The organism is Methylophaga sp. UBA4204, from assembly GCF_002379485.1.
Classification (GTDB): domain Bacteria; phylum Pseudomonadota; class Gammaproteobacteria; order Nitrosococcales; family Methylophagaceae; genus Methylophaga.
This window is the reverse complement of sequence record NZ_DFTU01000030.1, coordinates 1-11,394: the sequence shown is the minus strand read 5'-3', so window position 1 is coordinate 11,394 and position 11,394 is coordinate 1. Positions and strand designations below refer to the sequence as shown.

Annotated in this window: 12 protein-coding genes; 8 read left to right on the top strand and 4 right to left on the bottom strand. The window is 46.4% G+C overall.

The window, feature by feature from the left end; genetic code table 11:
* The 3 genes from B3182_RS03635 to B3182_RS03625 all read right to left on the bottom strand — a co-directional run.
* On the bottom strand, window positions 1–1,001 hold a 1,001-nt coding region (locus tag B3182_RS03635), incomplete at its 3' end, for an efflux RND transporter periplasmic adaptor subunit (protein WP_292751594.1).
* Window positions 998–1,516, bottom strand: a complete 519-nt coding sequence (locus B3182_RS03630) for a TolC family protein (protein ID WP_292751591.1) — start codon at window positions 1,514–1,516, stop codon at window positions 998–1,000. The genes B3182_RS03630 and B3182_RS03635, both read right to left, overlap by 4 nt.
* On the bottom strand, window positions 1,501–2,253 hold the full coding sequence (locus tag B3182_RS03625; RefSeq protein WP_292751588.1) for a TolC family protein: 753 nt from the start codon (window positions 2,251–2,253) through the stop codon (window positions 1,501–1,503). Before B3182_RS03625 ends, B3182_RS03630 begins: the two co-directional genes overlap by 16 nt.
* A 156-nt stretch (window positions 2,254–2,409) precedes the next feature.
* Between B3182_RS03625 and B3182_RS03620 the strand changes: the two genes are divergently transcribed.
* Together B3182_RS03620 and B3182_RS03615 are read left to right on the top strand one after the other, a co-directional pair.
* Entirely contained in the window at window positions 2,410–3,093 is a 684-nt protein-coding gene (locus B3182_RS03620; protein ID WP_292353953.1) for a response regulator transcription factor, read from the top strand.
* Window positions 3,090–4,364, top strand: a complete 1,275-nt coding sequence (locus tag B3182_RS03615) for a sensor histidine kinase (protein ID WP_292751585.1) — start codon at window positions 3,090–3,092, stop codon at window positions 4,362–4,364. Before B3182_RS03620 ends, B3182_RS03615 begins: the two co-directional genes overlap by 4 nt.
* A 58-nt stretch (window positions 4,365–4,422) precedes the next feature.
* On the opposite strand, the gene B3182_RS03610 is transcribed toward B3182_RS03615, so the two are convergent.
* Window positions 4,423–5,109, bottom strand: coding sequence for a VIT1/CCC1 transporter family protein (locus tag B3182_RS03610; RefSeq protein ID WP_292353956.1), 687 nt, complete (start codon window positions 5,107–5,109; stop codon window positions 4,423–4,425).
* Between the two features lie 221 nt (window positions 5,110–5,330).
* Between B3182_RS03610 and B3182_RS03605 the strand changes: the two genes are divergently transcribed.
* The 6 genes from B3182_RS03605 to recC form a co-directional block, all read left to right on the top strand.
* On the top strand, window positions 5,331–6,029 hold the full coding sequence (locus B3182_RS03605) for a class I SAM-dependent methyltransferase (RefSeq protein WP_292411558.1): 699 nt from the start codon (window positions 5,331–5,333) through the stop codon (window positions 6,027–6,029).
* A complete protein-coding gene (locus B3182_RS03600; protein ID WP_292353960.1) occupies window positions 6,023–6,808 on the top strand; it encodes a lipopolysaccharide kinase InaA family protein in 786 nt (261 codons plus the stop codon). The genes B3182_RS03605 and B3182_RS03600 overlap by 7 nt, the downstream gene beginning before the upstream one ends.
* A gap of 291 nt (window positions 6,809–7,099) precedes the next feature.
* Window positions 7,100–7,900, top strand: a complete 801-nt coding sequence (gene blaOXA / locus B3182_RS03595) for a class D beta-lactamase (protein WP_292353962.1) — start codon at window positions 7,100–7,102, stop codon at window positions 7,898–7,900.
* A gap of 71 nt (window positions 7,901–7,971) precedes the next feature.
* Window positions 7,972–8,574 (top strand): HD domain-containing protein, encoded by a 603-nt coding sequence (locus B3182_RS03590; RefSeq protein WP_292411556.1) that lies wholly within the window; start codon window positions 7,972–7,974, stop codon window positions 8,572–8,574.
* 92 nt (window positions 8,575–8,666) lie between these two features.
* Window positions 8,667–9,227, top strand: coding sequence for a DUF2238 domain-containing protein (locus B3182_RS03585; protein ID WP_292353966.1), 561 nt, complete (start codon window positions 8,667–8,669; stop codon window positions 9,225–9,227).
* A 90-nt stretch (window positions 9,228–9,317) separates the two neighbouring features.
* The coding region (recC, locus tag B3182_RS03580) for an exodeoxyribonuclease V subunit gamma (protein ID WP_292751582.1) at window positions 9,318–11,394 on the top strand (2,077 nt) is incomplete at its 3' end.

The following is an 11,394-nucleotide window of genomic DNA, read 5'->3' as shown; positions in this document are numbered from 1 at the left end:
GCCAGATAGTTAGCGCCGATGGATTGTAGTTCCAGAGTACGTGCTTCAATCCCTGCAGCCGTTCGTACATAAACTATGGTTTCACCGCCAGTATGCACGACCGCACGGTCAGGAATGAGCACACCATTGTCGACCGGTGGCAGCACAATAGATAAGACCTGCCCCGTGGTGAAAGAAGTATTGGCGTTAAACTCCGCCAGCAATTTAATCGTCTGATTACTGCTGTCGATGACCAGATCCTTCTGGCGCAACGTCAGCGTCTCGCCACTATTGGCAATACTCAGCTGATGGCCAATCTCCAATGCTTCTGCTGCTTTGGCAGGAATATGAGTACTGACCCAACGGCGAGTGCCTGCATTCAGCATAGCAATGATTTGTCCAGCCTCTACATAGCTGCCGACGTTATACATGCGCTGTGAAAGGACGCCATCTTCCTGCGCCACCAAATAGAATTCTCCCAGTCCCGAACCCTGCTTGCGCAGCGCCTCAAGTTTTGCGCTATCGAAACCGCCTTGTGCCAGATGTGATCGTGCAGTACGTTCAGCGAAAGCGGCTTGTTGCTTTAGCAGGCGGGTTTTTGTCAAACGCTGTTTCGAGATAATTCCATCTGTGTATAGAGACTCGTCTTTGCGCAGTTCGAAGTCAGCTCCTTTCAGAGCGGAGACGGCATCTATCCAGGTATTTTGCAGGGGCAAGATGGAAGGGCTACTGAAGGTGGCGAGAATAGTGCCAGCAGTTGCACTCTGCCCGGGTATGAGGTTCCATGAAACCAGTGTACCGGCCCAAGGAGTTGTCAGGCTTGCTGCACTGTCCGGTGAGTTGACGACTGTCGCGGCATATCGTGCGCCGGAGCTCGTGTCCACTGGTATGGCTGGAGCAAAGACAATCCCCATCCTGGTTACATCTTCACTGTTGATAGGCACGATCTCCTGAGCACTCAGAGATGCGGAAAAAATTGCCAAAACAACCACAATGAATTTCTTGCGGAAAAAAAAGCTCATGGCAGGACTCCAACGATTTGGTTAAATTCAGTAATCAGGCGGGCGTGTCGCAGAGTAATCACTTCAAGCTCACGGGCACTCCGGCGCGACTGCTGTAAGGCGATGACTACCTGACTTATATCGGTCTCGCCGGTAACGAAAGCGGTTTTTGCCATTTCCCACTGCTGACGTGCCAGCTGGGCCTGCTCCTTGCTGAGTGGCAGAGATTCATTCAATGTGAAAAGCTCGTGGGCAACTTCGTGAAGTTGCAGGTTCAATTCACGGTAAGTATTGAGGTAGCGCACATCAGCTTCGACCTTGTTGCGACGTGCCGAACTTGTAGAAGCATTGACATGTGCGCGACCGCCGAAGGGGATTGTCACTGAGAGTGCCAAGGCATCTTGATAATCGTTCTGGTTACCGGCTCTTTGACGCCGTGACCCGATGCTGAGAGTGGGGCTGCCTAGTGCATCCAATTCTGTCTTGTCGATTTCGGCTGCTGCCAGATCAATATCGCTTCTTAACAGCCGCAACAAGGATGTTCTGGGCTGACTTCTTCAGCTGTTAGGAGGGATTCGGTATGCGGCTTTGCTGGTCGCCTATTCAGACCAGTCAGCATCTGGTATTTACGTTCAGCATCAACACGAGCAGCTTCTGCTGCCAGTTCATTTCGTTGCTGGGCCAGCAGCAATGTTTGAGCCTGTAAAACATCACGCCGTGCGGTTTCGCCTGAAGCATGTAAGGACTCAGCGATTGACAATAGTTGCCGAGCATCTGCTGTAGCCTGTTTTTCTGTGGCCAACAGAGTATCTGCATCCTGCATGTCTGCCAGTACCTGGCGTAGTTTTCCTGCCATAGTCAAAGTAAAAGCTTCTTGCCACGCTGCTACCTGGGCATTGTATTGTTGTCCCCGGGCCTGCATGGCATTTCTCTCTCCCGATCGCCACAGCGGTAGAGCTATGCCATAAGTGAGCTCGCGTTCACCGAGGTTACTGAGCATTTGATCATCGATATAGTCCAGTTGCGCGCTTGGCCGGCCAGCAATCCAGCTTTCACCAACATCTACCATGGCCTGCGCCTGCTCTGTACGTACTTCGGTTTCCAAAGCTTCAGGGGCGTTGGCTAACGTCTGTTCCAGCAGGGTAGTAAAATTTAAATCTTGAGCCTTGATAAGTGGCGCATGATCGAGTTCCTGAGCGTGCAGATTTGGCGTGGTCATGAGCGCAACTAAAATGTTTAATGCTCTAAGGCGTTGTATGTGTGTTTTTTTCACTTTGTCATGTTTCCCTTGTCAGTTGGGATAGGGTGAAAGCTTTTACGTCAGCCTAAGTCAGAAGTTGTAAATAAATTGTCAACCCGTTGAGTTGACTTTTTTTTGACATGGGCCGATAGACACTGACAAAGTTATTGATTGGTGTAGGGGGTGGCAGTGAAAGTGCTGGTAATCGAAGACAATCGCGACATTGCAGCAAACATTGCTGACTATTTAGAACCTAAGGGGCATGTGCTCGATTTTGCTGCGACTGGACCACATGGTTTGAAGCTCGCGCTGAGCGAGCGTTATGACGTGATTGTCCTTGATATTATGTTGCCAGGACTTAATGGCATGGAGGTATGCAGGCGTCTGCGGAATGAAGGCAGCAACGATGTGCCGGTGCTGATGCTGACAGCGCGTGATCAGCTTGACGATAAATTAGAGGGATTTCAGGCGGGGGCCGATGATTATCTTGTGAAACCCTTTTCCGTGAAGGAGCTCGAGGTGCGGCTGCAGGCACTGATAAAATGTGGCAGCTCTCACACACCACGAACATTGATAGTGGGCGATTTACACTACGATCCCCAGACACTTGCTGCGACAAGAGCTGGTCAGCTGTTGGAACTCAATCCAGTGCAACGCAAAGTGCTGGAGCTATTGATGAGAAATACTCATCGTGTTGTCACCCGTGAAGAACTGGAGCAGCACATTTGGGGAGATATGCTGCCCGATAATGATGTGTTGCGTATGCACATCTACAGCCTGCGCAATGTGGTTGATAAACCGTTCGACACCAAACTGATTCACACTATTCATGGAGCGGGCTACCGACTGGTTGCCGAGCCATCACTTCCATGAAATCTAAAGCATCCCTTAAATTTCGAATACTCACTGCACTTGTACTCATCGTCAGCGTCACTAGTTTTTTGTTTGCAGGAGGGGTGTTGCTCATCAAATCACAACTGGAGGCAAGAGTTTTCGGTGACATGGTTGCTGAGCAGTTGCGGGTGCTAACGGCGCAACTGGATGATGGCAGTTATCATGAAAATGCATTATTCACCGGCTGGGAATTTCTTATTGGTGATAAAAACACCAATATTGCCCCAGAGTTCGCTGAGTTGGAGCCAGGCTCTCATCACACGGTCTCAATGGGGGATTCGGTTTATCAGGTTGAAGTGGGCGAATGGAATGGGAGCCCTGTTTATTTGACCTACGATATTACCGAGTGGGAAGCACAGGAACATGCTGTATTACGTATGCTTCTCTATGGACTCTTTCTGGTATTGATCATGGCGATTGTCATGGGTTTGAGTGCTACACGGGCAATATTAGCACCGGTGCAGAATCTGTCGCGACGACTCATAGGTATTGAGCCGGGACAAACCGGTTTACGTATTGCTGATGATTATGTCGGCACGGAGATCGGTCAGATTGCTTCCTCGTTTGACAAATATCAGGAACGTTTAGAGAAATTTGTCGAAAGGGAGCGATCTTTTACTGCAGCGGCAAGTCACGAGCTACGCACGCCGCTGACCGTGATGATGGGCGCACTGGATGTACTCTCGGCCGATACGCATAGCCCTGCGTCGCAGCGAGCATTGGAACGTATAAACCGAGCCTGTACAGAAATGCTTGCCTTCATCGAAGCGACGCTTCTTTTATCGCGCGAAGAAAGCAGCCAGATCAATCAGGACAGCTCCATCGACCTCGCGGCCCTGGTAGAGCAATGTGTGGAAGATTATGCCGACCAGATCGCTGAAAATTCATTGCTGATAGAACGTGATTACGTTGGCACGCCGCAATTATTTCTACCCGTTAATCTGGTGCAGATAACCGTTAGCAATCTGCTGCGAAATGCTATTGAGCATACTCAGGGAGGAATCATACGGATTCAGATTAGCGACAATGAATTTTCGATCAGCGACACGGGTGAAGGTATCCCAGCCGACAAGCTAAATCAGGTGTTTGAACGGAGTTACAGTACCAAGGTTGGTGGGACAGGACTGGGATTGAATCTTGTTAGAAGAATTTGTGATCGACTGCACTGGACGATGACATTAGATAGCACGCTCGGTCACGGAACAATAGTTAAAGTGATTTTCCAGCAAAAAGATAAGCAAAACCCCTAATCCTTTTTAAGGAGATTATCGGCAAGCTAGTGCAGAAAAACCCCCATAAGAGAGGGGCTTACACTCCGAATAAACGACCAACCAAAGCCGTCAGTCCCATTGCCAACGCCCCCCAAAACACTACACGTGATACGGCTTTTGCAACGGATGCTCCACCAATCAACGCTGATATTGCACCTAGGACCGCTAATGCTATTAGAGCGCAGATGGAAACACTTACTGTCAATTGATTATTTGAAACTAAAAGCACCACTACCAATGGCAACAAAGCTCCAACCGTAAAGGTGGCAGCAGATGATAATGCGGCTTGTACTGGACGAGCGGTAAATTCCTTAGAAATTCCCAGTTCATCTCGGGCATGAGCAGCCAAAGCATCCTTATCCATCAGCTGTTTTGCTACTTGTTGGGCTAAAGACCTATCCAGACCGCGTTGAATGTAAATTGCAGTCAATTCTTCATGCTCATGAAGTGGATCAGTTGCTAACTCCATGCGTTCACGCTCAATATCGGCTTTTTCGGTATCAGCCTGAGAACTAACAGAGACATACTCTCCTGCGGCCATAGACATGGCACCGGCAACCAGGCCTGCTACGCCAGTCATAAAGATGATCTCCGTTGAAGCACCTGCCGCCGCCACACCAACAATAAGGCTTGCTGTAGAAACAATGCCATCATTTGCCCCCATTACTGCGGCACGAAGCCAACCAACATGTTGCGTTTTATGAGATTCAGTATGTTTTATCATTAAGGATCTTCCGATGTTGATTGTTTATATGCATCTGTTTGAAAAGCAGATATATGCGGCAGACTTTTACTGTTTTATAAACATAAACTTATTTTTAATAAGGTGCATGGAAAACACTTTCATAGTATTCATGATTTTGATCCGATAGTCGTCCAATAAACTTAAGTTTCCCTTAAGCATGAAGACCGACAATGCCACTTCCTTTCCTTATCAGAGTGAGCATGTCATATATGTCAAACCTGGATACCACTCAACTTGAATTTTCAGAAAAATATAACGAACTTCATGCCAAAGCCTACTTTTATAAGCATGCAGATGGTTTAGCAAGAAAATTGTCAAACTGGCGAGATCAACAGATCGCCAGAAAAGCCTTAAAAATTGCGGGTGATCCGCTGAGTGTGCTTGATGTCCCTTGTGGCACTGGACGCTTTTGGAAGGTACTGACTGAAAACCCTGAAAGAATAGTCTACGCCAGCGACAATAGTCAGAAGATGATTGATATTGGGTTGCAATATCGTGAAAAACATCTCTCAAAGAAAATACATACATTTAAAGCGTCTGCTTTTTCGTTACCAGTTAGTGACGGTTATGTAGATAATATTTTCTGCATCCGTTTGTTACATCATATTGGTCAATCTGAAGACCGTCTTAAGCTGTTAAAAGAATTTCACCGCGTCACCAAATCAACAGTGATTGTCTCGTTGTGGGTGGATGGCAATGTGAAAGCCTGGAAACGTAAAAAACTCGAATCCAACAGAACTAAACGACCATATCAAAACCGCTTTGTCATTCCCCAGCATATTATTGAAAAAGAATTTCAGGAAGCTGGTTTTCGTATAAAAAACCATCTGGATTTCCTGCCGAAATATGCGATGTGGCGGACTTATATTCTCGAAAAAGATGAGAATATGTCATGCTGAAAAGCATCAATCAAAGCAGTTTATTAGGCTCTGCTGCAAACAATAGCAGCGATACTTTCGATGTGCTTTGGCGTAACAATGCACCATGGTTTGAAGCTCCCAATATTCGTCGCGGAGGCTGGAGTGGCGTTGTGAAATGTGTAGTTGATAGCTTGGGTAAACCCGAAAAAGTCTTTATCAAGCGCCAAGAAAACCACATGACAAGAACACTGAAGCATCCAATTAAAGGTATTCCAACCTTTCTGCGCGAATACCATAATATTCAATCACTGCATGCCAAAAGAATCCCAACGCTGGATGTTTTATATTTTGGTGTCAGGTCGTCCAAAGCTATTTTGGTTACAAAAGCTTTAGAAGGATACGCAAGCCTTGATGAAATTGACTTTCAGACGCTTAATGGACGGGAGAGGAAAGCGCTAATTATTCGTATTGCCGAATTGATTCATCATCTACACCGATTTCATTACCAACATAATTGTCTCTATCCAAAACATATTATGGTTAGGTATCAAGACAATGAATGGGATGTAAAACTTATCGATCTTGAGAAGTTAAAATATCGATTATTTAAAAAAAATGCGGTCATTCATGATCTGACAACCTTTATCCGACATCTAAATGGGCTTTGGACGGCTAGAGATATCGTGGTTTTTTTTCAAGCTTATTTCGGTCAACAAAAAATTTCGTTAACGTCTAAAAAAATAATTCATCAGATGTGCAAAAAAATTCAACAGAAAGCGAATTCCAGGAAACAGTTTCAATCAGTATTTATGCCTTGATTCAGTTACAAAAGCAGATCTAGCCAGGCTAATGAATTAAGGCCATTAGATTAAGATATCTCGATATAAGAAAGGCTCTAGCTAAGAACAATTTATCCAGATAAAAAGGGTCATGAAGCAGGTTAAAGCTGATGACATCAATCAGAATCTTGTCTAGGATATGGCCATGTTTGCCTCTCAGGTATATCTGTCCCCCCCTGGCGAAATGGCAACGCTTAATTATCAAATTACATTACTTTAATACAAGGCGCTTTGGCGCCTTTTTTATATTGAAACGTCAACGGAGTGTTTATGAAGATCCCTGTGGTTAGCTTGCTTGGTTTTATTCTTCTAGGGTGTAGCAATGCATTTGCTCAATTGAATAGTGAAGAGCGACCTGACTGGCAGACAATTTTTGATAACTATGCTGCGCAAGGCACAATTGTGGTGCTGGATGAGCGTAAAGACAACGCCAAATTGATGGTATTTAATGAACCGAGATCCAAGCAACGTCTGCCACCTGCATCAACCTTCAAGGTACCGCATGCGTTGTTTGCTCTGGATGCTGGCGTGGTAAAGGATGAGTTTCAGGTGTTTCCATGGGATGGGGTTGAACGTAGTTTCGCAATACATAATCAGGATCAGGACTTGCGTTCTTCCATGCGTAATTCTGCCGTGTGGGTATACGAACTGTTTGGTCAACAAATCGGTGAGGAGAGAGCACGGCAATATTTGAACAAAATTGACTATGGCAATGCCGATCCATCAGGAGACACCAGTACCTACTGGATAGATGGTAATTTGCGAATTACCGCTCAGGAGCAGGTTCAGTTTCTGAAAAAACTCTATTTAAATGAGTTGCCGTTTGACGAAGCGGATCAGCGTTTAGTCAAAGATATTATGATTGTCAAAGCCGGAAAAGAGTGGATACTCCGGGCCAAAAGCGGATGGGAAGGACAAATCGGCTGGTGGGTAGGCTGGGTTGAATGGTCGAATGGACCAGTATTTTTTGCGTTGAACATTGATACCCCAAACCGGCTTGAAGACTTGCATAAACGCGAAGCGATCACTCGCCAGGTACTGCAGTCAATCAATGCATTACCCAAAAATTAACTGCAGCGATAGTGATGAATGAGTCTTTTAATGAACAATGATTGCTCTTGTGAGAGCGGCCCGGAAACATAATGTTGTCTGAGAATAAAACCACTGCAAACCTCAATTCCATCACCGATTTTTTCCTTGAATTGGATGCCCTGAAGCATGTTCAGCGACAGAGTTATATCAGCGTTGGGGAACGACGTGAAAACTCTGCGGAGCATTCATGGCATTTGGCGATGGCTTGTTGGTCCATCGCTAATCATTTCAAGCTTCAACTCAATATGGAAACATTATTAAAGTTGGCGCTCGTCCATGATTTGGGTGAAATTGATGCGGGCGATACGTTTCTATATGCCAAGGATCGTAGTGCAGCTCACCATGCTGAACGCTCTTGTCTGCAACGGTTAAGCGATCATCCGGGAAACAGTATTAACGATCTTAGCGATTTATGGGAAGAGCAGGAGTTGGGTGACAGCAGGGAGGCGATGTTACTTAAGGTTGTTGACCGATTACTGCCATTTTTATTGAATATCAATAATGATGGCAGACCGTGGAAAGAGCACAGTGTGAGAAAGTCGCAGGTCGCAGGAGCACATGCTTTCATTGAAGAGTTGTTTCCGGAGATTCATCAGTGGATAACCGACAATATCGAACGGGCAGTGGCAAAAGGCTGGTTAGTGAATGACTGAGCAAGCATAATGCCGTTGAGTTGGTTGATATTAAACGGATAACGATATGGTGAGAGGACTGACCTATTAAAATACTTTGGATAGTAGTGTTTGTGAGCACACTGGTTTGGTCAGGTATTGAGCCAAAAGACCAGTTAACGTGGTTTCTTGAGGTATTGCCAGCGCTAATCGGTGGTGCCGTTTTGTTATTCACGTATCAGCAATTTCGATTAACGCCGTTGCTATACCTGCTCATATTGCTACATTGCATCGTGTTGATGGTTGGTGGCCACTATACCTACGCCGAAGTCCCCTTATTTGATAATTTGCTGGGCTTTGAGCGAAATAATTATGACAAGGTTGGCCACTTCTTTCAGGGCTTTGTGCCGGCATTACTGGCAAGAGAAATATTAAAGCGAAAACATGTCGTCAATGGCGAAGTTTGGCTGGTAGTGTTTATTTTATCGATTTGTCTGGCTTTCAGCGCTTTTTATGAACTTATTGAGTGGTGGGTTGCTTTACTAAGCAATGAAGCAGCCGAAGCATTTTTAGGGACACAAGGCTATATATGGGACACCCAGTCAGATATGGCAATGGCTCTCATTGGTGCCATCGTGGCGCTGGTATTCCTTTCAGGTATGCATAATCGCCAATTGAGCAAATTACCATCCTGATTAAACTGGACCCGAAAGGATGCAGTGTAATGAATATTCGAGCATTAAAAATGATGATGGACATACCAGCTTGGTCAGGAAAAAACTAATATGCTGAAAGTGATCTACAGCAATTCGATGTCGCAGCTGGCTGCACATCTGGCGGAAACCCAGCAACAGAATCCTTTGCCACCTCTGCAGGCTGAAACTGTGATGGTGCAGAGTAATGAGCTGGCGCGCTGGCTTAATTTATTCCTGGCCTCAAACCAATCGATTGCTGCACATATTGAATTTCCGTTTCCATCTGCCTGGTTGTGGAAGTTATTTCGCCAGGTCTGGCCGGATATTCCCCGCGAATCGCCGTATTCAACCGATGCGATGAGCCTGAAAATCTTCGAATTGCTGCCAACGATCAAAAACCAGCCGGAATTTGAGGCGATCAGTCGTTATCTTGGCGAAGCAGATGATGCTCGAAAAATGCTGGATTTGTCACAACGCATTGCTGACAGTTTTGACCAGTATCTGATGTATCGTCCTGACTGGATTGCCAATTGGGAAGCGGGTAAAACAACTAACTGGCAAGGTGCTTTATGGCAGTTGTTAACCAGGGATGATCCTGAGCCGATGCACCGGGCGCGTTTACTGCAGAAGATGCAACAGGCGCTTAAAAGCAGACAGTTTCCAACTTCAATATTACCAACGCGTATTGCCATTTTCGGGCTGACAGCGATGCCACCCATCTATCTGGATTTGCTGGCAGAAATTGCTCAACTCACCGAGGTTTCAATTTACTTTCTGTCTCCCAGTGAAGGTTATTGGGGTGATCTGCTGAATCAGAAGTCACAGGCTAAACAACGACTTTTGTTTGATGATGAAGATGACTTCACCGATAACGGCCATCCTTTACTGGCCAGTCTGGGCAAACTTGGCCAGACATTTTTTGAGCAGCTACAGGCGATTCCTCATGAAGCGGAGATGCTGTACCTGCAACCCCAGGCTACTGACATCCTGAGCCAGCTTAAGCAGGATATCTATCAGCTGGATAATGCAGATGAGCTGGTGGCCGTGGCCAGTGATGACGATTCCGTCCAGATCCATAGTTGCCACAGCGCCATGCGTGAAGCCGAAGTATTACATGATCAATTATTAAACTTGTTTGAAAAACACCCCGATTTATCGCCCACCGATGTGGTGGTGATGACACCGGATATCGAAGTGTATGCTCCGGCGATAGAAGCCGTTTTCAGTAGCCAGCCTGCTGAACGGTTCATTCCCTTCAGTATCGCTAATAGGGGGGATGCACAACAGCAGACCATTATTGAGACATTTACCGATTTACTCGGGCTGCCCCAATCCCGGTTTGATGCTGAGACCATTATGCGGCTTTTGGAATGTACGGCCATCCAGCGTCAGTTCAGACTGGACCATACAGATCTGGATACCATTCGTGGCTGGTTACGCCAAACCCAGATCCGCTGGGGACTGGATGGCAAGGACAAGCAGGCATTGGGTTTACCTGCGTTGGATGCCAATACCTGGCGAGCTGGATTGGACAGATTATTGCTGGGATATGCCTTACCACCGGCGGAACGCGATCAATGGCAGTTATTTAATGCGCAGTTACCAGTCGGTGGTATATCCGGTGATCGTGCCCAATTAATGGCGCAACTCCATGCGTTTATTGATCAACTCAGCCAATTACGTAATGAATTAAAGCGGCCGAGAACGCCGTCTGACTGGCAAATATTGCTTATGGACTGGCTGCGTAAATTGTTTTCGGTGCGAGAAGAAAACGAGCAACTGCAACTGGATGCGATTTTGAAAGCGATAGATTCGCTGACCGAAGCGGCAGTGCTAGTTGGTTTTGAACAAAAAATATCGATTGAGCTGTTGCGCGACTGGCTGGACCTGCATATTGAACTGCCCAGTGCCGAGCATCAGTTTATGGGCCGCGGCCTGACTTTCTGCGATATGGTGCCGATGCGTAGCATTCCCTTTGATGTGGTCTGCCTGATAGGCATGAATGACAACAGCTATCCGCGTCGCCAGCCCAAACCCGGATTTGACTTGCTTTCCAGCGATTATCGGCGGGGTGACCGCTCACGTCGGGATGATGATCGTTATCTATTTCTGGAAGCAATTCTCTCAGCGAATCGGCATCTTTATATCAGCTATGTGGGGGCCAGTA

Excerpts from the sequence above, each read along its gene's own strand:
- B3182_RS03615 (WP_292751585.1), top strand. The coding sequence starts at position 3,090 with ATGAAATCTAAAGCATCCCTTAAATTTCGAATACTCACTGCACTTGTA.
- B3182_RS03610 (WP_292353956.1), bottom strand. The coding sequence starts at position 5,109 with ATGATAAAACATACTGAATCTCATAAAACGCAACATGTTGGTTGGCTT.
- B3182_RS03605 (WP_292411558.1), top strand. The coding sequence starts at position 5,331 with ATGTCATATATGTCAAACCTGGATACCACTCAACTTGAATTTTCAGAA.
- B3182_RS03600 (WP_292353960.1), top strand. The coding sequence starts at position 6,023 with ATGCTGAAAAGCATCAATCAAAGCAGTTTATTAGGCTCTGCTGCAAAC.
- blaOXA (WP_292353962.1), top strand. The coding sequence starts at position 7,100 with ATGAAGATCCCTGTGGTTAGCTTGCTTGGTTTTATTCTTCTAGGGTGT.
- B3182_RS03590 (WP_292411556.1), top strand. The coding sequence starts at position 7,972 with ATGTTGTCTGAGAATAAAACCACTGCAAACCTCAATTCCATCACCGAT.